This is a genomic window from Nocardia rhizosphaerae (assembly GCF_042650365.1).
Lineage (GTDB): Bacteria > Actinomycetota > Actinomycetes > Mycobacteriales > Mycobacteriaceae > Nocardia > Nocardia rhizosphaerae.
Genome location: NZ_JBHSBA010000007.1, coordinates 625576 through 647092, shown reverse-complemented (window position 1 = coordinate 647092; position 21517 = coordinate 625576). Strand labels below are relative to the sequence as shown.

24 protein-coding genes are annotated in these 21517 nt (G+C 70.3%); 12 read left to right on the top strand and 12 right to left on the bottom strand.

The genetic code is table 11. The features are described from left to right. The first annotated feature begins 48 nt into the window (after nt 1-48). Nucleotides 49-777: an alpha/beta fold hydrolase gene (locus ACFOW8_RS17725; RefSeq protein WP_378551729.1), complete on the top strand. Its 729-nt coding sequence runs from the start codon at nt 49-51 to the stop codon at nt 775-777. Between the two features lie 34 nt (nt 778-811). Here ACFOW8_RS17725 and ACFOW8_RS17720 read toward each other — a convergent pair whose 3' ends face one another. After that, nucleotides 812-1705, bottom strand: coding sequence for a DUF3710 domain-containing protein (locus ACFOW8_RS17720; protein WP_378552083.1), 894 nt, complete (start codon nt 1703-1705; stop codon nt 812-814). Between the two features lie 5 nt (nt 1706-1710). Continuing rightward, a complete protein-coding gene (gene dut, locus ACFOW8_RS17715; protein WP_378551728.1) occupies nt 1711-2181 on the bottom strand; it encodes a dUTP diphosphatase in 471 nt (156 codons plus the stop codon). A gap of 73 nt (nt 2182-2254) precedes the next feature. Here dut and ACFOW8_RS17710 point away from each other — a divergent pair, with 73 nt between their 5' ends. After that, entirely contained in the window at nt 2255-2791 is a 537-nt protein-coding gene (locus ACFOW8_RS17710) for a DUF3093 domain-containing protein (RefSeq protein ID WP_378551727.1), read from the top strand. A gap of 16 nt (nt 2792-2807) precedes the next feature. On the opposite strand, the gene ACFOW8_RS17705 is transcribed toward ACFOW8_RS17710, so the two are convergent. Continuing rightward, a complete protein-coding gene (locus ACFOW8_RS17705) occupies nt 2808-3110 on the bottom strand; it encodes a DUF4193 domain-containing protein (RefSeq protein ID WP_110035695.1) in 303 nt (100 codons plus the stop codon). 377 nt (nt 3111-3487) lie between these two features. Here ACFOW8_RS17705 and cei point away from each other — a divergent pair, with 377 nt between their 5' ends. Further along, entirely contained in the window at nt 3488-4171 is a 684-nt protein-coding gene (gene cei / locus ACFOW8_RS17700) for an envelope integrity protein Cei (RefSeq protein ID WP_378551726.1), read from the top strand. A 21-nt stretch (nt 4172-4192) separates the two neighbouring features. On the opposite strand, the gene ACFOW8_RS17695 is transcribed toward cei, so the two are convergent. Then, nucleotides 4193-5089 (bottom strand): inositol monophosphatase family protein, encoded by an 897-nt coding sequence (locus ACFOW8_RS17695; protein WP_378551724.1) that lies wholly within the window; start codon nt 5087-5089, stop codon nt 4193-4195. Nucleotides 5090-5185: 96 nt separating this feature from the next. Between ACFOW8_RS17695 and ppgK the strand changes: the two genes are divergently transcribed. The 3 genes from ppgK to ACFOW8_RS17680 all read left to right on the top strand — a co-directional run bounded on the left by ppgK (nt 5186) and on the right by ACFOW8_RS17680 (nt 8725). Then, a complete protein-coding gene (ppgK, locus tag ACFOW8_RS17690) occupies nt 5186-5944 on the top strand; it encodes a polyphosphate--glucose phosphotransferase (protein ID WP_378551723.1) in 759 nt (252 codons plus the stop codon). 246 nt (nt 5945-6190) lie between these two features. Further along, nucleotides 6191-7558 carry an RNA polymerase sigma factor gene (locus tag ACFOW8_RS17685; protein WP_378551722.1) on the top strand — a complete coding sequence of 456 codons (1368 nt, stop codon included), beginning with the start codon at nt 6191-6193 and terminating at the stop codon, nt 7556-7558. Between the two features lie 267 nt (nt 7559-7825). Continuing rightward, a complete protein-coding gene (locus ACFOW8_RS17680) occupies nt 7826-8725 on the top strand; it encodes an MHYT domain-containing protein (protein WP_378551721.1) in 900 nt (299 codons plus the stop codon). 3 nt (nt 8726-8728) lie between these two features. Here the strand turns inward: ACFOW8_RS17680 and ACFOW8_RS17675 are convergent, their stop codons facing one another. Genes ACFOW8_RS17675 through ACFOW8_RS17665 form a run of 3 tightly spaced genes read right to left on the bottom strand, consistent with a single transcriptional unit; the run spans nt 8729 to nt 10805 of the window. After that, nucleotides 8729-9907 carry a cation:proton antiporter gene (locus ACFOW8_RS17675; RefSeq protein ID WP_378551720.1) on the bottom strand — a complete coding sequence of 393 codons (1179 nt, stop codon included), beginning with the start codon at nt 9905-9907 and terminating at the stop codon, nt 8729-8731. A 5-nt stretch (nt 9908-9912) separates the two neighbouring features. Further along, nucleotides 9913-10395 (bottom strand): cation:proton antiporter regulatory subunit, encoded by a 483-nt coding sequence (locus ACFOW8_RS17670; protein ID WP_378551718.1) that lies wholly within the window; start codon nt 10393-10395, stop codon nt 9913-9915. Between the two features lie 38 nt (nt 10396-10433). Next, the gene (locus ACFOW8_RS17665) at nt 10434-10805 is read right to left on the bottom strand and encodes a DUF952 domain-containing protein (protein ID WP_378551717.1); all 372 of its coding nucleotides are present in this window, start codon (nt 10803-10805) and stop codon (nt 10434-10436) included. 366 nt (nt 10806-11171) lie between these two features. Here ACFOW8_RS17665 and ACFOW8_RS17660 point away from each other — a divergent pair, with 366 nt between their 5' ends. Beyond that, the gene (locus tag ACFOW8_RS17660; RefSeq protein ID WP_378551716.1) at nt 11172-11366 is read left to right on the top strand and encodes a DUF7455 domain-containing protein; all 195 of its coding nucleotides are present in this window, start codon (nt 11172-11174) and stop codon (nt 11364-11366) included. Nucleotides 11367-11458: 92 nt separating this feature from the next. Here ACFOW8_RS17660 and ACFOW8_RS17655 read toward each other — a convergent pair whose 3' ends face one another. Beyond that, nucleotides 11459-12220, bottom strand: a complete 762-nt coding sequence (locus ACFOW8_RS17655) for a TetR/AcrR family transcriptional regulator (RefSeq protein ID WP_378551715.1) — start codon at nt 12218-12220, stop codon at nt 11459-11461. 125 nt (nt 12221-12345) lie between these two features. On the opposite strand from ACFOW8_RS17655, the gene ACFOW8_RS17650 reads away from it, so the two are divergent. Beyond that, nucleotides 12346-14106: a DEAD/DEAH box helicase gene (locus ACFOW8_RS17650; protein ID WP_378552082.1), complete on the top strand. Its 1761-nt coding sequence runs from the start codon at nt 12346-12348 to the stop codon at nt 14104-14106. Continuing rightward, complete coding sequence (locus ACFOW8_RS17645) at nt 14106-14651, top strand: hypothetical protein (RefSeq protein ID WP_378551714.1); 546 nt, start codon at nt 14106-14108, stop codon at nt 14649-14651. The genes ACFOW8_RS17650 and ACFOW8_RS17645 overlap by 1 nt, the downstream gene beginning before the upstream one ends. 51 nt (nt 14652-14702) lie before the next feature. Here the strand turns inward: ACFOW8_RS17645 and ACFOW8_RS17640 are convergent, their stop codons facing one another. Continuing rightward, a complete protein-coding gene (locus ACFOW8_RS17640; RefSeq protein ID WP_378551712.1) occupies nt 14703-15437 on the bottom strand; it encodes an SDR family NAD(P)-dependent oxidoreductase in 735 nt (244 codons plus the stop codon). Between the two features lie 151 nt (nt 15438-15588). Here ACFOW8_RS17640 and ACFOW8_RS17635 point away from each other — a divergent pair, with 151 nt between their 5' ends. Continuing rightward, a complete protein-coding gene (locus ACFOW8_RS17635) occupies nt 15589-16194 on the top strand; it encodes a TetR/AcrR family transcriptional regulator (protein ID WP_378551711.1) in 606 nt (201 codons plus the stop codon). 58 nt (nt 16195-16252) lie between these two features. Here ACFOW8_RS17635 and ACFOW8_RS17630 read toward each other — a convergent pair whose 3' ends face one another. Further along, on the bottom strand, nt 16253-17944 hold the full coding sequence (locus ACFOW8_RS17630) for a DEAD/DEAH box helicase (RefSeq protein ID WP_378552080.1): 1692 nt from the start codon (nt 17942-17944) through the stop codon (nt 16253-16255). A gap of 234 nt (nt 17945-18178) precedes the next feature. Here ACFOW8_RS17630 and ACFOW8_RS17625 point away from each other — a divergent pair, with 234 nt between their 5' ends. Beyond that, complete coding sequence (locus tag ACFOW8_RS17625; protein WP_378551710.1) at nt 18179-19294, top strand: YihY/virulence factor BrkB family protein; 1116 nt, start codon at nt 18179-18181, stop codon at nt 19292-19294. On the opposite strand, the gene ACFOW8_RS17620 is transcribed toward ACFOW8_RS17625, so the two are convergent. Beyond that, entirely contained in the window at nt 19267-19503 is a 237-nt protein-coding gene (locus ACFOW8_RS17620; RefSeq protein WP_030202808.1) for a DUF3039 domain-containing protein, read from the bottom strand. The two genes, ACFOW8_RS17625 and ACFOW8_RS17620, sit on opposite strands and share 28 nt — an antisense overlap. Nucleotides 19504-19586: 83 nt before the next feature. Here ACFOW8_RS17620 and ACFOW8_RS17615 point away from each other — a divergent pair, with 83 nt between their 5' ends. Then, nucleotides 19587-20003 carry a DUF3099 domain-containing protein gene (locus ACFOW8_RS17615; RefSeq protein WP_378551708.1) on the top strand — a complete coding sequence of 139 codons (417 nt, stop codon included), beginning with the start codon at nt 19587-19589 and terminating at the stop codon, nt 20001-20003. Here ACFOW8_RS17615 and ACFOW8_RS17610 read toward each other — a convergent pair. Beyond that, the gene (locus tag ACFOW8_RS17610) at nt 19974-21395 is read right to left on the bottom strand and encodes an MFS transporter (RefSeq protein ID WP_378551707.1); all 1422 of its coding nucleotides are present in this window, start codon (nt 21393-21395) and stop codon (nt 19974-19976) included. The two genes, ACFOW8_RS17615 and ACFOW8_RS17610, sit on opposite strands and share 30 nt — an antisense overlap. Nucleotides 21396-21517 lie beyond the last annotated feature (122 nt).

Genomic DNA, 21517 nt, shown 5'->3' with positions numbered 1-21517 from the left:
TACACCGCCACTGTAGATGGGCAAACGTCCGGTCGCTACGCTCGGTCCGTGTTGCGCAACCCACCCCAGGTCACCGTGGTCGCCCTGCCCGGAACCGGTTCCGATGCCGCGTTCGCCGCCCGTGCGTTCGGACCGGCAGCGGCCGCGCACGGGCTGGCGTTCCAGGCCGTGGAACCGGATCCCCAGGCCGTGATCGCGAGCTGTACCGCGGCATTGTCGTCCGCCGCAGCCCGCGGCCCCGTTCTGGTCGCAGGGATATCCCTCGGAGCCGCGATCGCGCTCGACTGGGCAGCCGAGCAGCCGACCGCGGTGGTCGGTGTCATTACCGCATTACCCGCCTGGACGGGTGCCGAAACCGCCGCGTGCCCCGCCGCGCTCAGCGCGTCGGTTACCGCCCGGCAACTGCGCGCCGACGGTCTGGAGGCGGTGCTGGAGCGCATGCGCACGTCGAGTCCGCCGTGGCTGGCCGACGCGCTCACCCAATCCTGGCGCGGCCAGTGGCCGTATCTGCCGCAGGCACTCGACGAGGCCGCAGCCTACGCCTGGCCGACCGCCGACCAGCTCGCGGCCACCACGGTGCCGGTGGCGGTGGTCGGCGCGACCGACGACCCGGTGCACCCGATCGCGGTCGCCGAGGAATGGGCGGCCACCCTGCCGACGGCAGCGCTGCATCGGCTGACCCTGGCCGAACTCGGCGCCGACCCCGCAGTCATCGGCCACGCGGGCTTCGCCGAACTGCGCGGGCTGCTGCCGGATTCGGCGACGATCGACGCCTGACCGGGTGGGCGCGCCGACGCCGACTCCGTTGCCGCTAGTTCAAACCGAGCTGCTGCATGGCCGAGCCGTCCGCACCGCGGCGTGGCTCGTCGGGCAGCTTCGGCGGCACCGCCGACACCGGCGCCGCCTGCGCGGCCGCGGCCTGCGCGGCGATGGCCTGCTGCTGGGCGAGCACCTGCTGCTGGTGCGCGGCCGCGAGCTGTTCGGCCAGTTCCCGCGGCAGCACCACCGGCAACGGGTCGCGCACCGGCAGCGGCTCGCTGCCCCGGCGGACCACCGTGTCGGCCAGCACCGCGCGGGCGGCCGTGATCAGTGGGCTGCGGTCGTCGACCGCACCGGACGGGCCCGCCGCGACCAGCCGGATCATCCAGCGCGGGCCGTCGACACCGATGAAGCGCAGATCGGCCCCCTCGGTGACGGCTTTGATCTCGCGGCCCCACGGCCCCGTCTCCACCGCGACGCTCGCGCCGTCGGCGCGCAGCGAGTCGGCGAGGTCGGCGGCGACCGTGCGCCACTGCCCCGCCGACTTCGGCGCCGCGTAGGCGGCGACGGTGAGCCTGCCGTGCTCGGTCGCCAGATGCACCGCCTGCGGGGTGCCGTCCGGGCTCATCTCCACCTGCAGCTGCCCGCCCGGCGGCAGCGGGATGACCACCGAGCCGAGATCGAGGCGCTGATCGACGACCTCGTCGGAGACCTCGCTGATGTCGTAGGGACCGGCGGCGGCATCGGGCGCGTGGTCGAAGTTGCCGTAGATCCGCTCGTCGGTGGGCGCGTCGTCGAAGTCGAGGTGCGCGAAATCGGGACGGGGGAACTCGTCGGTGTCGTACTCGTCCTCGTCGTACCCGCCGGCGTAGTCCTCGTCGTCGTAGCCGACGGACTCGTCGTAGGCCGCGTCCTCGCGACGCTCGCGCTTCTTCCTGCCGAACAGACCCATCACGCCTCCTCGCCGGTCAGGCTCGCGTGCCCGCCGCTCGACCCGTATCCGCCCGCGCCGCGCGCGGTCTCGTCGAGGTCGTCGACCTCGGCGAAGTCGACCAGTTCCACCCGCTGCACCAGCAGCTGGGCGATACGGTCGCCGCGACGCAGTTCGATCGCGGTGCGCGGATCGTGGTTGATCAGGCACACCTTGATCTCGCCGCGATAGCCCGCGTCCACCGTGCCGGGGGTGTTGACCACCGAGAGCCCGGCCTTGGCGGCCAGCCCGGATCTGGGATGGATCAGCCCGACCGTGCCGACGGGCAACGCGATCGCGATCCCGGTGCCGACCAGCACCCGCTCGCCCGGTTCGATGATCACGTCTTCGGTGGTACAGAGATCGACGCCCGCGTCGCCGTCATGGGCACGCGTCGGCACGGGAATGCCGGGATCGAGCCGCCGCAGCGGAATCGGTGCAAGTGCGTTCACATCGGTCGAGCCTACGCGCTCGAGGCCCCGCCCTTGCGGCCAGCGCCCCGGCTCGGTGGCCTACTCTGGACAGGTGCCCGACCAGCGCCTGCCCACGACCACCGACACCACCGATACCGATCGCCCCGAACCGGCGACACGCAGCGCCTCGCCCTATCGCGAACGGCTGTGGGTGCCGCTGTGGTGGTGGCCGATCGGATTCGCCATCGCGGGCCTGCTCGCCGCGGAGATCCACATGGGCGCGCCCGGCCTGCGGGCCTGGCTGCCCTATGTGCTGCTCGCCCCGGTCCCGGTCTGGATCCTGCTGTGGATGAGCAGGCATCGGCTGGAGGTCACCGTCGCGCCGGACGGTGCCGCGGAACTGCGCGTCGATCGCGCCCACCTGCCGGTGAGCTTCGTCGCGCGGGCCGCGACCGTCGCGCCGACGGCCAAGAGCGCGGCCATGGGCCGACAGCTCGACCCCGCCGCGTATGTGCAGCACCGGGCGTGGATCGGCCCGATGGTGCTGCTGGTGCTCGACGACCCGGACGACCCGACGCCGTACTGGTTGATCAGTACGCGCAGGCCGGACCGGGTCCTGGCCGCGCTCGGGCTCCCGAGCGCGGGCTGACCCGTCTCGCCGCGGTTCAGGCGGCGCAATCCATGCAGATCAGCTGGCCGCCCTTCTCGCTGGCCAGGCGGCTGCGGTGATGCACGAGGAAGCAGCTCGAACAGGTGAATTCGTCGGCCTGCTTCGGGATCACCCGAACGCTGAGTACTTCCTCGGACAGGTCCGCGCCGGGAAGCTCGAACGATTCCGCTGTATCGGATTCGTCGATGTCCACGACGGCGGACTGCGCCTCGTTGCGGCGGGCCTTCAGCTCCTCGAGCGAATCCTCCGACACTTCGTCGGATTCGGTGCGCCGCGGTGCGTCATAGTCGGTTGCCATGTCGTCTTCCCCTCAGTCCTTACTCCGTATATCCCGGATCGGTCCGCCGACCGGGATCCCCGCTGGGATTCGGCCTTCGTTCCGCCCCGCCGGTGGTGCACCTCACACGTACACCGACTCTCCTATCAGCGTCGATCCGGGAGGATCCACTCCGATAGCGTTCGGTTAACGCAGGACATGCCCTGGTTGTTCCCGCGACCTGGCACCGTTTCACCGGTGTTTATTCGATCTGGGCGGCCAGACAATAGCGGACCTACGGACAAATGTCGCAATCAAAACCCGGCCGAGTCGAAACCGACGACGAATCTTCACCTCGCGGGAAACTCGCCGAGACCTCCCGCGCCGACGTGGCGCCGCGGGACTCGTAGAGTGAGCGCGTGGTTTCACTGATCACCGAAGGCAGCGCGACCGATCGCGACGGCAACCCTTTCCCGCGGCGGCGGCCCGAGCTGTGGCTCGTGCTCGTCCTCGTGCTGGCTCTGGTGAGCCTGTTCGTCTGGATCACGGCGTTTCGCACGCACGACGACAGCAATGAGCCGATGGCCTGCAACGCACCGAGCACGCCGACGGCCACCAACGCACCGCAGCCCGCCGCGCTGGGCGCCAGGGTCGGGCCCGACCGCCTCGACGAGGTGGATCCCGCCGCGCTGTCGGAGTCGAAGGTGCGGGTCTTCAACGCCAACGGCAAGAGCGGGCAGGCCGGTGCCATCGCCTCCGCACTCGCCGACTTCGGCTTCGCCGGCGCGCCGGGGACACAGGTGGGTAACGATCCGGTGTATGTCAACAGCGACCTCAACTGCACCGGTCAGATCCGGTTCGGGGTCAACGGCAGGCCCGCGGCCGCCTCGGTCCAGCTGGCCGCGCCGTGCGCCGAGCTGATCGAGGATCAGCGCACCGACGACACCGTCGACCTGGTGCTCGGCCTCGGCTTCGGCGAATCGCTGCGGCCGGGCGCCGACGCCGAAGCGGTTCTGCGCGCGCTGAAGAACCTCGCGCCGGGGGCGAGCTCGTCCTCGATCGATCCCGCGCTGCTCGACGCCGCCCGCACCGTCCAGTGCTGAGCGCCGACTAGCCCGCGCTGCTCAGTCGGGCAGCGCGATGGTGGCGCCGACCCGGCTCAGCAGCGCCGACAGCTGCGCGGCGACGCCGGGGGCGGCGACCACGGTCAGTTCGCCCGCGGCGCCACCGACGGTCACCTCGGGCACCCGCACCACCGCGCCCGCCTCGGCCGCGATCAGCGCGCCCGCCGCCCAGTCCCAGGCATTGAGCCCGTGCTCGTAGTAGGCGTCGAGCTCGCCCGCCGCCACATGGCACAGATCCATGGCGGCCGCGCCGAGCCTGCGGATGTCGCGGATCTCCGGGAGGATCTCGGTGAGCAGCGCCGCCTGTCGCGCGCGCCGCTGCCTGCCGTAGGCGAACCCGGTCCCGACCAGCGCCACGGCGAGGGACTCCTCGCGCGCGCAGCGCAGGCGGGTGCTCGTGCCGTCGGCGCCGACCGCGTGTGCGCCGCCACCGCGCGCGGCACTGTAGGTCGTCGCGGCCGCCACGTCGACGACCGCGCCTGCGACCGGGCTGCCGTCGCGGACCGCGGCCACCGACACCGCGTAGCCCGGCAGGCCGTAGAGGAAGTTGACCGTGCCGTCGATCGGGTCGACCACCCAGGTGATGGCCCCCGGCGCGGTGGCGCCGACATCGCCGCCGCCCTCCTCGCCGAGGATGGCGTCGGCGGGTCTGCGCTCGGCGAGCAGCAGGCGGATGAGCTGTTCGGATTCGGTGTCGACGACGGTGACGGGGTCGGTGACGTGCCCCTTGGTGGTCACCGCGCCCGCGGCGGGACCCTCGGGCGCGAACACCTCGGGGCGGCGGGCGCGCACGTGCGCGGCGGCCGCTTCGGCGAGTTCCACGGCGAGCGAACGCAATTCGTCGTAGTCGGGGGCGACGGCAGGGGCGGCGGTCTCGGAGCTCGTGTGTTCGGGCACCTCTCCATCGCATCACATGCCGGTTCGACGCGCCCGGAAGGTGATACCCGCTACTCTTTGTCAGGCACATCGACCGCACCAGCGAGGGGTTGAACCATGTCTGCTCGAGGGCACGCCTTCGGCATCGATATCGGCGGTAGCGGAGTCAAAGGCGCGCAGGTGGATCTCGCCACCGGCCTGCTGACCCACGACCGGATCAAGATCGCCACACCGCAGCCGTCCACCCCGGACGCGGTCGCGGGCGCGGTCGCCGAACTGGTGGCGAAGGCCGGGTGGGACGGCCCGGTCGGGCTCACCATGCCGTGCGTGGTGCTCGACGGCGAGGCCAGGACCGCGGCCAACATCGACAAGGCCTGGATCGGCACCGACACCCGAGCGCTGTTCTCGGCGGCGCTGGGCGGGCGCGAGGTGACCGTACTCAACGACGCCGACGCGGCGGGCCTCGCCGAGGACACCTACGGCGCCGCCCGCGACCTCGACGGGCTCACCCTGCTGCTCACCTTCGGCACCGGCATCGGCTCGGCACTGCTCTACAACGGCACCCTGGTCCCGAACTCCGAGCTCGGCCACCTGGTGGTCGACGGCGCCGAGGCCGAGCATCTGGCCGCGGCCTCGGTGAAGGATCGCGAGGAGCTGAGCTACCCGCAGTGGGCGCACCGGGTGAGCACGGTGCTGCGTACCCTCGAGGACCTGTTCTGGCCGAAGGTGATCGTGGCAGGCGGCGGCATCAGCCGCGACCACGAGCAGTGGATTCCGTTGCTCACCAACCGGACTCCGGTGATCCCGGCGGTGCTGAAGAACACCGCGGGCATCGTCGGGGCCGCGATGGCGGTCGCCGACGGGATCGCGCCGTAGCCCGGCGCGTTCGGTGGACGCAACGCCTGGGTGGCATCGTGCCATGAGTACCCTGGTTGGATCGTTACAATGGAACACGTCCGGCGGTGAGCCGGTGAAACCTTCCGGCCCGCGGCCGGTCGCGAGAACGCCGGTGGACATCACCGGCTCCCCCGACCGACGCACCGCCGGTGCAACCCGACCGACCGCTCCGCCGGAACACCACTCTGGCGTGACGCCGCACGAGACCGTCACGAAAGGGCGTACGTGGTAGCCACGAATACCCGTCAGACCGCCGACTCGGCCGACGCCGACGCCGACGCCACCACCCCGGCCAAGAAGGCTCCGGCGAAGAAGGCCGCCGCCAAGAAGGCTCCGGCCAAGAAAGCCGCCGCCAAGAAGGCTCCGGCCAAGAAAGCCGCCGCCAAGAAGGCTCCGGCCAAGAAGACCGCCGCCAAGAAGGCGACGTCAGGCGAGGGTGGCGAGGAGCAGCTCGAAGACGAGTCGATCGAGCTCGACGACCTCGGCGACCTCGAGGTCTCCGAGGACGAGCTCACCGAGGGTGACACGCTGGTCGAAGAGGTCGCCGAGGATTCCACCGAAGAGGCCGAGACCGAAGAGCCGTCCGAGAAGGACAAGGCCTCCGGCGATTTCGTCTGGGATGAGGAGGAGTCCGAGGCACTGCGGCAGGCCCGCAAGGACGCCGAGCTCACCGCCTCGGCCGACTCGGTGCGCGCCTACCTCAAGCAGATCGGCAAGGTCGCGCTGCTCAACGCCGAGGAGGAGGTCGAACTCGCCAAGCGGATCGAGGCGGGCCTGTTCGCCGCGGAGAAGATGCGCGAGTTCGCCGAGGCGGGCGAGAAGCTCTCGGTCACCACTCGCCGCGATTTCACCTGGATCGTGCGCGACGGCAACCGGGCCAAGAACCATCTGCTCGAGGCGAACCTGCGCCTGGTGGTCTCGCTGGCCAAGCGCTACACGGGCCGCGGCATGGCGTTCCTCGACCTGATCCAGGAGGGCAACCTCGGCCTGATCCGCGCGGTCGAGAAGTTCGACTACACCAAGGGCTACAAGTTCTCGACCTACGCCACCTGGTGGATCCGGCAGGCGATCACCCGCGCGATGGCCGACCAGGCGCGCACCATCCGCATCCCGGTGCACATGGTGGAGGTCATCAACAAGCTCGGCCGCATCCAGCGCGAGCTGCTCCAGGATCTGGGCCGTGAGCCCACCCCGGAGGAGCTGGCCAAGGAAATGGACATCACCCCGGAGAAGGTCCTCGAGATCCAGCAGTACGCGCGTGAGCCGATCTCGCTGGACCAGACCATCGGCGACGAGGGCGACAGCCAGCTCGGCGACTTCATCGAGGACTCCGAGGCCGTGGTTGCGGTCGACGCGGTGAGCTTCACGCTGCTGCAGGATCAGCTGCAGTCGGTGCTGGAGACGCTGTCCGAGCGCGAGGCGGGCGTGGTCCGGCTGCGGTTCGGCCTGACCGACGGTCAGCCGCGCACGCTCGACGAGATCGGTCAGGTCTACGGCGTCACCAGGGAGCGCATCCGCCAGATCGAGTCGAAGACGATGAGCAAGCTGCGGCATCCGAGCCGTTCGCAGGTGCTGCGCGACTACCTGGACTGATCCGAGCGCATGAGGGCCCGCGCCGTCCCCTCCCGGACGGCGCGGGCCTTTCGCATGTCGCGCACGGGTCGGATTTGATTCCGAATAAAAATTCCAGTCGGTTGGTATTCCCAATAAACCGGACTCGGTAACCGTTTCGTGATCAAGAACACGCCGCCGAACCACGCTGCGAACACTCCGAATTCGGGTTCTACACCGTATCGTCGCTTCCAGTTTTTCGTTCTACCGCCGCCCGGCTGCGGTATTCGGCATTGAGGGTTTCGCGGCGTGCTCGACATCTATCACTTCAGCTACGGCTGGATCACCCCTGTTCTCGCGTATTTCATGTCCGTCACCGGATGCCTGCTCGGCCTGCAGTGCGCCGCCCGCGGCCGCAACGCCACCGAGGGCAGGGTCGGGTGGCTGATCGGCGCCGCGATCGCCATCGGCGGGACCGGGATCTGGGTCATGCACTTCATCGCGATGCTCGGATTCAGCATCCGCGGCACGGAGATCCGCTACGACATTCCGCTGACCCTGTTCAGCGCGATCACCGCGATGGTGGTCGTCGGCATCGGGCTGTTCATGGTGAACAAACCGCAGCCGACGCTGCGTTCGCTGCTGGCCGCAGGCGCGATCACCGGGACCGGGGTCGGCACCATGCACTACACCGGCATGTACGCGATGCGAACGACAGCGACTGTCAGCTACGACGCGGGGCTGGTGGCGCTCTCGATGGTGATCGCGGTGGCCGCCTCGGTCGTGGCGCTGTGGTTCACCTTGCGGGTCAAGGGTTTTCTGGCCACCGTCGGCGCCGCGCTCATCATGGGGGTGGCCGTGTGCGGCATGCACTACACCGGCATGGCCGCCATGCACGCGCACACCGACCACCACGCGGCGCCGCCATCTGGTTCGGCGGCGATGGAGCTGATCGCGCCGCTGATCGGGGTGAGCAGTATCGTCACCATGCTGGTCCTGATCGCCGTGAGCCTCACCGAGATCGAGAACGAGGAGGCGCTGCCCCGGATGTGGCTGACCTCCCGGCACCGGCCCACGCCGCGCACCGCACCGGCACGGCTCCCGCTGCCCGCGCCGCCCGGCCCCGCCCCGGCACAGCACATCGAGTACCGCACCGAGGAACTCGCCTACGACGGTGCCGGGAACTGGCCGCGCCGGATCGTCGACTGAGTCTCAACCCGTCGCCAGACCCGGTCGGCCCCTGGTGAACTCGACCACCGGCTCCACGATCCTGGCCGCGATCGGCCCCAGGATCGCCATCAGCAGGACATAGGCCGAGGCGAGCGCGGCGAGACGCACATCGGCCTTGCCGTAGGCGACGGCGAGTCCGGCGATGACGATGGAGAATTCGCCGCGCGCCACCAGCGCGGCACCGGCCCTTGCCCGCCCCATCCGCCGGATCTCCTGCCTGCTCGCCGCCCACCAGCCGACGGCGATCTTGGTGCAGGTGGTGATCACCGCAAGCAGCACCGCCCAGCCGAACACCGGCGGCACCGCGGCCGGATCGATGGACAGGCCGAAGGCGACGAAGAATATCGCGGCGAACAGATCCCGCAGCGGCGCGAGCAGCTTGGCGGCCTCGTGCGCGGTGGACCCGGAGATCGCGATGCCGAGCAGGAACGCCCCGACCGCCGCCGAGACGTTCAGCGCCGACGCGGCGCCCGCCACCAGCAACGCCGAGCCGAGCAACTGCAACAGGAACACCTCGCGGTCGGCGCTGTCGAGCACGGCCGAGACCACCCGGCCGAAGCGCAGCGCCACCACCAGCACCACCGAGATGGTTGCCAGCGCGATCGCCAGCGACACCAGCCCGCTGAGCAGACTCAGCCCGGCCAGCATCATCGTCAGGATCGGCAGATACACCGCCATGGCCAGGTCCTCCAGCACCAGGATCGACAGCACGACCGGGGTCTCGCGGTTACCGAGACGGCCCAGATCGTCGAGTACCTTGGCGACGATCCCCGAGGACGAGATGTAGGTGACACCGCCGAGCACGACCGCACCGAGCACACCCCAGCCGAGGATCAGCGCGACCGCGGCCCCCGGCAGCGCGTTGGCCACCAGGTCGAGCACACCGGCGGCCCAGGAGCGCCGCAGCCCCGTCATCAGCTCGGGCGCGGTGTATTCGAGCCCGAGCAGCAACAGCAGCAGCACGACACCGATCTCGGCGGCCAGATGACCGAATTCGACGGCCGCTTCCAGCTCGAAGAACCCGCCGCGCCCGAACGCCAGCCCACCCAGCAGATACAGCGGAATCGGTGACATACCGAACCGGCCTGCGATCCGCCCGCAGACCCCGAGCGCGAACAGGATCGCGCCGAGTTCGAGCAGCGCCAGGGCCTGCGCGGTCACGGCCGTCAGCCGTGCGCGAGAATCTTCGCGGCCGCGTCGAGGCCGTCCGGAGTGCCGACGACCACGAGCAGATCACCTTCGGTGAAGGTGAAGTCCGGGCCCGGCGACGGGTGGAGCTGACCGGCGCGCATCACCGCGACGATCGAGGTCTTGGTGCGGGTGCGCATCGCGGTCTCGCCGAGCGTGCGGCCCGCGTACGGGGAATCGTCACCGACGGCGAGCTGGCGGGTGGTGATCCCGGGGAGGTCGCGATGGTCGTCGTTGAGTTTGGCGACCAGTTGCGGTGCGCCGAGCAGGTTGGCCAGCACCGACGCCTCGTCGGTGGACAGCGGCACCTGGGCGGCGATCGCGTCCGGGTCGTCGGATTTGGACACGATCAGGTCGAGATCGCCGTCACGATGGGCGATCACCCCGACCCGGCGGCCGGACCTGACCTCGAAATCCTTGCGCACTCCGATCCCCGGTAGCGCTGTGACGTCGACGTTCACGCCTTCCACAGTAGCCGCGCGAGGCGGTCGAATGTGGCCTACGCCACATCGTGGCGTCGGGGTGGACCGAACTCGCCACCGGGGCCGGGCCGATACGGGACGGCCGCGAGCACCGCGGCCACCGGCAGCGGGGCGTACAGGTGCGGGAACAGCATCGCCGCCGGATCGCCGGGCACGCCCGGCTCCCATTTCACCTCGCCGGTGAACCGGGCCGGGTCGAGCCACAGCACGAGCAGGTCGGTGCGCCCTGCGAACAGGCGGTTGGCGGGCAGGTGGGCCTGAGCAGGCGTGGACAGGTGCACGAAGCCGCTCTCGGCCAGCGACGGCGGCCTGCGTTCCCCGGCTCTGCGAGCCTGCGCCCATTCTTCGGAAGAACACAGGTGAACAAGCGTGTGGGTGTCGGATGTCACGGGTAATCTCCGGGTAGACAACAGGTTCGGACGAGGAGACCCTGCCACACGCGTAACGGGCAACACCGCAGCGAGCGATCATCTCGATGAGTGGCGGGAACGAGGTAGGAGGTGGCACAGACGGCACCGTGGGTGATCGGCGGGTGCTCGAGACGGTGACCAGCGATTGTTCGCTCTCCGCGAAACCGCAGGTCGTGTTATCGAAAACACAAAGATTCACTTCCGGGAACAAAGCCTGAACCCCGATCGTCTGACAAAGTAGTCGTACCACTGCTGGGAAGTAGCGGAGCGAGCCACGTGGAGTGACCACGGGGCCCACACCTAGGCGAACGGCCACGCAGCGCCGGGAGCCGGGACGGAGGAGTCATGCCAGGAACACTGACCAGCACCCCACTGACCGCGGTCGATCGTTGCGATCGTTGCGGGGCGGCTGCCCGAGTGCGTGCCGTTCTTCCCGCGGGTGGCGAGTTGCTCTTCTGCCAGCACCACGCGAATGAACACATGGACCGTTTGCGCGAGCTGGAAGCCGTGATCGACACGGACTCCGCTCCCGCGCTCTGACCACTCCTCGCGTCCGAAACAACAGCATCCGACAACAGAACACCCGACAGCGGGCGACCGGATTCCGGCGCCCGCTGTCGTCGTCCGGCGGATCAGGCGCCCGGATCGGCGAGCAGGCCGTCGACCAGGACGGCGACGCCGTAGGCGAAGGCGCCGTCGGGGTCGGCGGGCGCCTGATAGTGCTCGCCGACGGCGGTACCGACCCGGCCTGCTAGCGGGAACTCCTCGGCAGGCATCACCCTGGTCAGCAGCGGGCCGTGCACCTGCCACCAGTCGGCGTCACTGAGCTGCGCGGCGGCACCCCGCGCCGCGATCGCCAGCCGGGCGTTTCCGGTGGCGAAGTCGGTGAGCACCGCGATGGCTCGGTCCATGGCGAGGTCGGACAGGCCGATGCCGTCGATCGCCGTGAGCTGGCGTTCGTAGCGGCGCATCCGGGCCGGACCGAGGACCTGACGCCACGGAGAGACCTCGAGCAACCACGGATGGGCTAGCAGTTCGTCCCTGATCCTGGTGGCGATCGCGATCAACCGCTCCCGGACCGGCAGGCCGACCGGGATCGGCGGATCACCGGCGGCGACCGCGTCGACCATGAGCACCAGCAGCGCCTCCTTGCTGGGGACGTAGGTGTAGAGGCTCATCGCGCGCAAGCCGAGCTCGGCGGCGACGGCGCGGATGGTCAGCTTCCCGATGCCGTCTCGGTCGGCCAGGGCGATGCCCGCGGCCACCACCGCATCCACGGACAGGCCCGGCTTCGGGCCACGCCCACCCACCTTGGCCGGGAGCGCGTGCCGCCACAGGAGCTCGAGGATCCTGGCGGCCTGCTCGGTGGTCTTGGCATCGCTGTCGGTGGGCACCGGCCGTCCTTCACTGGCAGTCGGGAACAAACTCAGTACAGTGTACGTTATTGATTCGTCCGTGCCGCCCCGCCGAGGAGAACACCCTGCCCGCCACCCAGGCCACCTACCTCCCCGACCGTCACCTGTTCGCCCTGTGGACCTGGACCGGGCACACCCCCGGCCACGCGCCGACCGACATCGGCGATCCCGAACTCCTGCCCCTGGCCCTGCCGGTCGGTGAGCGCGGGTCCATCGAGCTCGCCGAAGTCCCGGCCGCAGTCGTCACCCCCGCCGAGCTGATGACGCTGCCGCCGCACGCGCTCGCCGCGTCCGCGCTGGCCTGGCAGGCCCTGCTCACCTGCGCCGACCCCGACGACACCGTGGACCCGCCGACGGCCGCCGAGACGCTGCCGATCGCGGCGCACGCGGTGCCGGACGCGGTCGGCGAGGCGATCGTCTCCGGCGAGCGGGCGGTGCGTGTGCTGTGCGAGACCGAGGCCGTCGGCGCCGAATTGGCCGAGGTGCTCGACGCCGAGCTCCGGCCGTATCAGGTGCGGGGTGTCGGGTGGCTGCGGGAGACGGTGGCGGCCTACGGCGGCGCGGTGCTGGCCGACGAAATGGGGCTGGGCAAGACCGTACAGACCATCGGGTTCCTGGCCGGACGGGCCGAAGGTCCACAGCTGGTGGTGTGCCCGACCTCGCTGGTGGGCAACTGGGTCAACGAGATCACCCGGTTCGCGCCCGGCCTCACCGTGCTGTCCTGGCGTGGCGGCCAGGTACCCGCCGCGCCGGGGACCGTCGTGGTCACCGGCTATCCGGCGCTGCGCCTGCACGGTGCGGCGCTGACCGAGATCACCTGGGCCGGTGTGATATTCGACGAAGCACAGGCCTTGAAGAATCCGCGCACCCAGGTGTCGAAGGCGGCAAGGGCCCTCACGGCACCGGCGAAAGTGGCGCTCACCGGCACACCGGTGGAGAACCACCTCGACGAACTGTTCGCCCTGCTGCATCTCACCGTGCCGCGAATGTTCGCGCACCGCACCCAGTTCCGGCGCCGGTTCGTGCGCCCGATCGAGGAGGGCTCGACCGCCGCGGCGGCCCGGTTGCGCGCCGCGATCGAACCGGTCGTCCTGGACCGCAAGAAGACCCAGGTGGCCGCCGCGCTGCCGGCCAAGATCCACAGCGATCTGCTCTGCGATCTGACCGCCGAGCAGGAACGGGTCTACGACGCGGTCCTTGCCGACGCGCTCGACGAGGGTTTCGGGACCGGCCTGCAGCGGCAGAGCCGCGTGCTCGCCGCGCTCACCCAGCTCAAACAGGTGTGCAACCACCCCGGCCTGATCTCCGGCGAGCTGAGCGAACTGGCGGGCCGCTCCGGCAAACTCGATCTGTGCACCGATATCGTCGGCACCAATCTCGACACCGGCGACCCCACCCTGGTCTTCACCCAGTACCGCCGCACCGGCGAGCTGCTGGTGCGCCATCTCGCCGAGCAGTTCGGGATCGAGACGCCGTTCTTCCACGGCGGGCTCGACACAACGCGGCGCAGCGAGATCGTCACCACGTTCCAAGCACCCGATGGCCCACCGGTGCTCGTGCTGAGCCTGCGGGCGGCGGGCACCGGACTCACCCTCACCAGAGCCGCCGATGTGATCCATTTCGATCGCTGGTGGAACCCGGCCGTCGAGGCGCAGGCCTCGGACCGCGCGCACCGGATCGGGCAGACCCGCACGGTCACCGTCACCACGCTCACCAGCGCGACCACCGTCGAGGAACACATCGCGGCCATGCACGCCCGAAAGTCGGCGCTGACCGATCTCACCGACACCGCAGGCGTCGCCGCACTGGCCAGGCTCGACGACGACGCCCTGGTCGACATCCTCCGACGTAAGCGGGAGAACTGATGCCCGACAACGAATTCGGCTATACCCCGTGGGGCAGGGACTGGGTACGACTGGCCGAACCGCTGCGCCAGACCCGCCCCGAACCACTGCTCCCCCGCGCTCGCAGCATCGCCCGCAACGACGGAGTGCGCCTCGTGATCGAGGCGCGCACGGTCCGCGCGCACCTGCACCGTGGCGGCCAGGCCTCGGTCGCGCACGTGGAGGTGGCGCCCCTGCCGCACGCGGCGGTGACCACGATCGCGCGGGTGATCGCCGACCCGACCGTGGTCACCGACGAGACGCACCGGGCGCTCCGCGATGCCGGATACTCCCCCGCGCCGACTCTGGCGAGCACCGACTGCTCGTGTTCGGCGCGGACCCAACGGTGTGTCCACCTGCTCGCCGTGCTGTACACGATCGCCCGGCGAGTCGACGAGAACCCAAGGCTCGCACTGGAACTACAGGGCTACTTCGACGCACCCGCCCCAGGCGCCGATGCCACGGAACCACGCTGGATCAGGATCAACACTCTCGACCCCGGCCGCTTCTTCGACCGCGCGCGCTGAGGTGGAGCCGGGTCGGCCTGCGCGGGAACCGCGGAACACGGTCCGCACGCGTCACGCGTTGGTGCCGCCGTCGACGGTGATGATCGCGCCGGTCATCGTGCGGCCCGACGGCCCGGCCAGGAACGCGACCAGCTCGGCCACGTCCTCTGGCGCGCCGAAACGCCCGAGCGCGTTGAACGCACGCTGGGTGGGCGCGTGGTCACCGGCGGCGGGATTCATCTCGGTGTCGGTCGGGCCAGGCTGCACGAGGTTGACGGTGATCCCGCGCGGCCCGAGTTCCCTGGCCAGCGCCTTGGTGTAGCCGTTGAGCGCCGACTTGCTCAAGTTGTACAGCGCGAGTCCGCCGAAGAGCGCGCGGTCGGTCAGATTCGAGCCGATCGAGATGATCCGGCCACCGTCGCCGAGGTGGGCGAGCGCGGCCTGCCCGGCGACGAACGGCGCACGCGCGTGGATGTTGAGCGCACGATCGATCTCGGCGAGCTCGAACTCCGCATAGGGCTTGGCCGGGAAGATACCGGCGTTGTTCACCAGGATGTCCAGGCGCCCCAGTTCGCGCGCTGCCCGGTCGACGGCGGACCCGATCTGGGCGGCGTCGGCGCTGTCGGCCCGGATCGCCAGCGCGCGCCTGCCGAGCGCCGTGATATCGGCGGCCACCGCCGCGGCGGCGGTGTCGTCACGCTGGTAGGTGAAGGCCACATCGGTGCCTGCGGCAGCCAGCCTGCGCGCGATGGCGGCACCGATCCCCCTGCTGCCGCCGGTCACCAGGGCCACGGTCATGTTCGTCATCCGGGGTCACTCCATTTCTGTATTGATTGATACAGAAAGAGCCAAGCGCACCGGCGCCCCACGCGTCAAGAGTTTCGTATCAATCGACACAGAAATAGTGCATGCCACAGCGGCCGGGGTATGTTGAACGACCGGCACGGAAAGGCGGGACATGGCAGAACGCGGGCGCCCACGGGGCTTCGACCGCGACGCGGCCCTGCGCCGCGCCATGGAGGTGTTCTGGGAGCGTGGCTACGACGGCGCGTCGATGAGCGACCTCACCGCCGCGATGGGCATCAATTCACCCAGCCTCTACGCCGCGTTCGGCGACAAGGAAGCCCTGTTCCGTGCCGCTGTCGAGCTCTACGGCCGCACCGAGGGTTCGCACACCGCGCGCGCCCTGCGCGAGGAACCCACCGCCTACGCCGCGATCGCGGCCATGCTGCGCGGCAACGTCGTCACCTACACCGATCCGTGCCTGCCGCACGGCTGCATGGTGGTCCTGGCCGGGGCCACCTACACCCCCCGCACAGCTCCGGTCCGGGAATTCCTCGTCGAGGCACGTCGCCGGACCACCGCGGATATCCGCGCCCGCCTCGACCGCGGCGTCCGCGACGGCGACCTGAAACCTGACACGGATACCGCGGCGCTGGCCGCGCTGTACAGCACCGTGCTCTATGGCCTGTCGATCCAGGCCAGAGATGGTGTCGGATCCGCCGAACTGAGGGCCGCCGTCGACAGCGCGCTCACGGTGCTCGCCGCGGCGCGGACCGGCTGAGAGCCCAGCCGCGCGGCAGGGGCCGCACCGAACGGTGAGCCACCCCGCCGTCGGCGTCCTACCGGCGGCGTAGCAGCGCGATGCGCTCGGTGAGCTGGTCGGCGGTCGCCAGCGCGGTGGGCGGACCGCCGCATTCCCGGCGCAGCTCGCCATGGATCACGCCGTGCGGCTTGCCGGTGCGGTGGTGATGCATGGCGACCAGGCTGTTGAGCTCGCGACGCAGTTCACCCAGCTTGTCGGAGGTGGCGATGCGCTCGGCGACCACCGCGGGCGCTGGGGCGGGCTCGGCGACGCTGCGCTCGGCCAGCTGCTTGGTCTGCCGGTCACGCAGCAGCGCGCGCATCTGATCGGCGTCGAGCAGCCCGGGGATACCCAGGTAGTCGGCCTCCTCGTCGCTGCCGGCGAAGGTCGCGGTGCCGAACGAGGAACCGTCGTAGATCACCTGGTCGAGTTCGGCGTCGGCGGCCAGCGCGACGAAGGACTTCTCCTCCTCGCCCGGCTCGTCCTTGGTCTTGTTCGCCTCGATCAGCAGCTCGTCGTCGAGCGCGTTCTTCTCCCGGTGCGGCTTGCCGATGACGTGGTCGCGCTGCACCTCCAGCTGCGCGGCCAGATCCAGCAGCACCGGCACCGAGGGCAGGAACACACTCGCGGTCTCGCCCGGCCTGCGCGCACGCACGAACCGGCCGATGGCCTGGGCGAAGTACAACGGCGTCGACGCGCTGGTGGCGTACACACCGACCGCGAGGCGGGGCACGTCGACACCCTCGGACACCATGCGCACCGCCACCATCCACGGCTGGGTGCCCTCGGCGAACTCCCCGATCCGGCTCGACGACTGCGGATCGTCGGACAGCACCACGGCCGGGCGCTCGCCCGAGATGTGTTCCAGCAGTTCGGCGTAGTCGCGGGCACGTTCCTGATCGGTGGCGATCACCAGGCCACCCGCGTCGGGAATGCCGGTGGCGCGCAGCTGCCGAAGCCGGGTGTCGGCGGCCCGCAGCACCGCCGAGATCCAGTCGCCCGCCGGGTCGAGCGCGGTGCGCCAGGCGCGGGCGGTCTGCTCGGCGTCGAGCGGTTCGCCGAGGCGAGCGGTGTGCTCCTCGCCCGCGCTGTCGCGCCAGTGCGCGTCACCGGAGTAGGCGAGGAAGACCACCGGGCGCACGACCCCGTCGGCGAGCGCATCGGCGTAGCCGTAGGAGTGGTCGGCGCGCGAGCGCGGGAAGCCCGCCTCGTCGGGCTCGTAGGTGACGAACGGGATCTTGGAATCATCGCTGCGGAACGGGGTTCCGGTGAGGGCGAGGCGGCGGGTGGCGTCGCCGAAGGCCTCCTCGGTGGCCTCGCCCCAGCTCTTGGCGTCGCCGGCGTGGTGGATCTCGTCCAGGATCACCAGGGTGCGGCGGTTCTCGGTGCGCACCCGATGGCGCGTCGGGTGAGCCGCGACCTGGGCGTAGGTCACCACTACGCCGTGGTAGTCGCCGGAGGTGCCACCGGTGGAGTTGGAGAAGCGCGAGTCGAGCTGGATGCCGGAGCGCGCGGCCGAGGCGGCCCACTGATGCTTGAGATGCTCGGTCGGCGCGACGACGGTGACCTGGTCGACAGTCCGGTCGGCCAGCAATTCCGCGGCAACACGCAGAGCGAAGGTCGTCTTGCCCGCGCCGGGGGTGGCGACGGCGAGGAAGTCGCGCGGCTTGGTGGCCAGGTATTTCGTCAGGGCGCGGCGCTGCCAGGCACGCAGGGTTCCCCCCGACACACCCCCGGCGGCGGTCTCGCCCGGTGTACCCGCATCCTTCGCCGCAGCGGCGCCACCCGACCCAGTCACGCAGAAGACCCTAGCCGCCCGGTCCGGCGTGTCGCCAAACCGACGCGGAGTCAGCGACCGGCATCACAACGGTGTCCGAGGTCACCGGCCATTTACCTGTTACCCGCCGACACGACGCCCGCTCCGCACCCACCGACGGGTTTCGTGCGGGATGCTGGACGGGAGATGAGCGAGGACCAGTTCCGGGCAGCCGACGCGGCACACCCACCGCGGGCGCATCAGCCCGGCGGGCGTCCCGCCGCGCCCGCGGCCGCCTCCCGGAGCGCCGGGCAACGTCTCCGCGAACTCCGGCGCCCGCTCCACGCGATATGGCGGCTGATCGCCAGGGTGGCCGTCAAGAGCTGGGACGATTCGATCTTCGCCAAGTCCGCGGCGGCCGCGTTCTGGCAGACGCTGTCGCTGGCACCGCTGCTGCTCGGGCTGCTCGGTAGTCTCGGCTACGTGGGCGGGCTGTTCGGGCCGGACACCGTCGACGTCGTCGAAGCCAAGATCATCGCGTTCAGCCGGGATTTCTTCAGCCCGTCGGTGGTGAACGATCTCATCGCACCGACGGTCGACGACGTGCTCGGGCGCGGCCGCGGCGCCGTGGTGTCGTTCGGATTCGTGCTGTCGCTGTGGGCGGGTTCCTCGGCGATGGCGACCTTCGTCGACGCGATCACCGAGGCCCACCATCAGCAGGACGCGCGGCACCCGGTGTGGCAGCGGATCTTCGCGCTGCTGCTGTACGTGCAGTTCCTGGTGGCGGCGGTGCTGATCCTGCCGGTGATCGCGCTGGGGCCCGCCCTGATCGGTCAGGTACTGCCCGACACCTGGCGCGAACCCGGGCTACGTCTGATCGACACCTTCTACTACCCGATCGTCGGGCTGCTGCTGATCGTCGGGCTCACCACGCTGTACAAGCTGGCGCTGCACAAGTCGCTGCCGTGGCATCGGCTCTTCGGCGGCGCGCTGGTGGCCGGGGTGTTCTTCATGGCCGCCAGCGAGCTGCTGCGCCGGTATCTGTCCTGGATCTCGGCCACCGGCGTCACCTACGGCGCGCTGGCGACGCCGATCGCGTTCCTGCTGTTCACCTATTTCCTCGGCTTCGCGGTGATCCTCGGCGCGCACTTCAACGCGGCGGTGCAGGAGTTCTGGCCCGCCAGGGCGACCAGGATCGAACAGGTGCGGGAGTGGCTGAGCAGTCAGGTCCGCGGGGACGACGAGCGTGCCGAGCCGACCGGCGCCACCGCAGCGGCGCCGGAGGCCGAGCCCGCTCAGTCGCCCTTGCGCAAACCTTCGTAGATCTTTTTGCAGTCCGGGCAGACCGGCGAGCCGGGCTTGGGCGAGCGTGTCACCGGGAAGACCTCGCCGCACAGCGCGACGACCATGGTGCCCATCACGGCACTCTCGGCGATCCGGTCCTTCTTCACGTAGTGGAAGAACTTGGGGACGTCGTCGCCGGTCGTCTCGTCGGTCGTGGTGTCCGGGCGTACCAGAGTGTCTGTACTCACGCCTTCCATGATGCCGCATCCGGTGCCGATGCCGCTGACCAGCCGCGTGTGCATTCGGCAGCGCCGAGTGGGAGACTCGGGGTATGCAGTCCTACGGCGACACCTCCGGCGCCGACGAACCGACACCGGACCCCGAGGTGAGCACGCCCGCCGCACCCACCTCGCGCGGCTACTTCCCCGGTGCCGACACCAAACATCCCGCGCTGATCACCGAGGCCGCGCCCTCGCTCGACGAGCAGCACCGGGCCAGGGTCCGCCGGTACACGATCATCATGGCGTTCCGCATCCCCTGCCTGGTGCTCGCCGCCATCGCCTACAGCATGTTCGAGAATCCGCTGTTGTCGATCCTGATCATCGTCGCCTCGGTGCCGCTGCCGTGGATCGCGGTGCTCATCGCCAACGACCGGCCACCGCGCACCAAGGACGAGCCGAGCCGCTGGGACGGGCGCCGCAACCAGCTCGCCCTCGACTCACGCCCGAACAAGGCCATCGACGGCTGAGGCCGCGGGCCTGCGCACCAGCATCGACATCACCGCCGCGAGCCCGCACAGCCCGCCGGCGAGATACCAGGCCAGGTCATAGGAGCCGTGCAGGTCGCGGATGAATCCGGCGGTGGTGGCCGCGAGCGCGGCGCCCACCTGGTGGGCGGCGAAGACCCAGCCGAACGCGATCGGGCCGTCCGCGCCGAACAGTTCCCGGCACAGCAGCACCGTCGGCGGCACGGTGGCGATCCAGTCCAGGCCGTAGAAGACGATGAACACCCACATGCTCGGCTGCACCTGCGGGGCGAGCAGCGACGGCAGTACCAGCAGCGAGAGCCCGCGCAACGAGTAGTAGCCGAGCAGCAGGTACCTGGGATCGACCCGGTCCGACAGCCAACCCGAGGCGATCGTGCCCGCCACGTCGAAGATCCCGATCAGAGCCAGCAGCCCGGCCGCGGTGGTCGGCGGCATGCCGTGGTCGTGGGCCGCGCTCACGAAATGCGTGCCGACCAGCCCGTTCGTCGAGGCTCCGCAGATCGCGAAACCGCCTGCCAGCAGCCAGAATCCCGGTCTGCGGGCCGCGCGGGCCAGCACCCGCAGTGCCCGGCCCGCGCCGCCGGTGCTCCGTACCCGCATCCCGACCGCCGATCCGGCGGGGGCACCGTAGGCCCACACACCCAGGTCGCTGGGATAGTCACGGACGAACCACCACACCAGTGGCACCACCGCCAGGGCCACAGCGGCAACGATCAGCGCGGGCATCCGCCAGCCGTGCGAATGCGCCAGCGTCGCCACCATCGGCAGGAAGATCAGCTGGCCCGCCGCGCCCGCCGCGGTGAGAACGCCCGTCACCAGCCCACGGCTGCGCACGAACCAGCGGCCGGTGATGGTGGCGACGAACGGCATCGACATCGACCCGACGCCGACCCCGACCAGCAGCCCCCAGGTCGCCACAAGCTGCCAGGCCTGGGTCATGAACACCGTCAGCCCGCTGCCCGCCGCGATCAGCACCAGCGCGGCACACACCACCCTGCGGATGCCGAAGCGATCCATCAGTGCCGCCGCGAACGGCGAGATCAGGCCGTACAGCAGCATGTTCAACGACACGGCCGCCGAGATGGTGGCGTGTGACCAGCCGAACTCCGCGTGCAGCGGGTCGATCAGGACGCTCGGCACCGAGCGGAACGCGGCGGCACCGAGCAGCGCGACGAAGCCGACGCCCGCCACGATCCAGGCCGGGTGCAGTGCGGTCCATCGACTCCGCGCCGCCACACCGACGGCGTCGTCCGATGCGGTGCCGGCGGCCGGGCCGCCGGGCGGCACCGGCGCGGCAGCGCGGGCGGCCGATGTCGTCGGCGGATCGGTGGGATCGTCGCCAGGGGAGGTCAGCTGGTCGCGGAGATCGGTCACCCGGGAATCGTGGCGGATCGGAACGTCGCGAACGAGTGGCCGGAATGTCAGCTTTCGACAATATTCTGCCATCGGTCGGCATCCAGCGCCCGACCTCCGGCCACACTCCCCGCGTCCGGCCT

Coding starts and splice junctions, on each gene's coding strand:
- ACFOW8_RS17660 (WP_378551716.1), top strand. CDS start 11,172: ATGCCAGGAACACTGACCAGCACCCCACTGACCGCGGTCGATCGTTGC.
- ACFOW8_RS17625 (WP_378551710.1), top strand. CDS start 18,179: ATGAGCGAGGACCAGTTCCGGGCAGCCGACGCGGCACACCCACCGCGG.
- ACFOW8_RS17615 (WP_378551708.1), top strand. CDS start 19,587: ATGCAGTCCTACGGCGACACCTCCGGCGCCGACGAACCGACACCGGAC.
- ppgK (WP_378551723.1), top strand. CDS start 5,186: ATGTCTGCTCGAGGGCACGCCTTCGGCATCGATATCGGCGGTAGCGGA.
- ACFOW8_RS17645 (WP_378551714.1), top strand. CDS start 14,106: ATGCCCGACAACGAATTCGGCTATACCCCGTGGGGCAGGGACTGGGTA.
- ACFOW8_RS17640 (WP_378551712.1), bottom strand. CDS start 15,437: ATGACGAACATGACCGTGGCCCTGGTGACCGGCGGCAGCAGGGGGATC.
- ACFOW8_RS17635 (WP_378551711.1), top strand. CDS start 15,589: ATGGCAGAACGCGGGCGCCCACGGGGCTTCGACCGCGACGCGGCCCTG.
- ACFOW8_RS17705 (WP_110035695.1), bottom strand. CDS start 3,110: ATGGCAACCGACTATGACGCACCGCGGCGCACCGAATCCGACGAAGTG.